Raw genomic sequence first — 446 nt, 5'->3', positions numbered from 1 at the left:
GCGCACCGCCGCGCGTATGCCGGGATCGGGCAGGCCCATCGCGGCCAGCCCGGCCTGGATGCCGGCCAGCGGTTCTTCCAGGTTCTTGCGGATGTCGTTGGACAGCGCCTTCAGCGGCGACACATACAGCAYGTGGACTTCATCGGAAAGGCCTTTGTCCAGGCCTTCCCGCACCAGCTCGTCAATCGCCGACAGAAAGGCCGCCAGCGTCTTGCCCGAGCCCGTGGGCGCGGCGATCAGCGCGTGGCGGCGCTGCGAGGTCACGGCCCAGGCCTGGGCCTGGACCTCGGTGGCGCGGCCGAACCGGCCTTCTAGCCAGGCGGAAACGGCCGGGTGGAACGGGAGCTGGGACACCCGGGTATTTTCGGGGTTTTCGGCCCGGCGCAGGGGTGGGTTTCGCAGAGCCCTGCCCTGAAGCAGGGGTACGCCGTGCGCGGAAGGAGCAC

General features: G+C 69.9%; 1 protein-coding gene. It reads right to left on the bottom strand.

The features are described from left to right. The coding region (locus tag AC1D0P_RS29635; protein WP_477680000.1) for a DEAD/DEAH box helicase at positions 1-354 on the bottom strand (354 nt) is incomplete at its 3' end. Positions 355-446: the final 92 nt, after the last annotated feature.

It is taken from the genome of Polaromonas sp. P1_G2, assembly GCF_056405515.1.
Note: the sequence above shows the minus strand (reverse complement) of the source record. Positions and strands in the feature narration are given on the sequence as shown.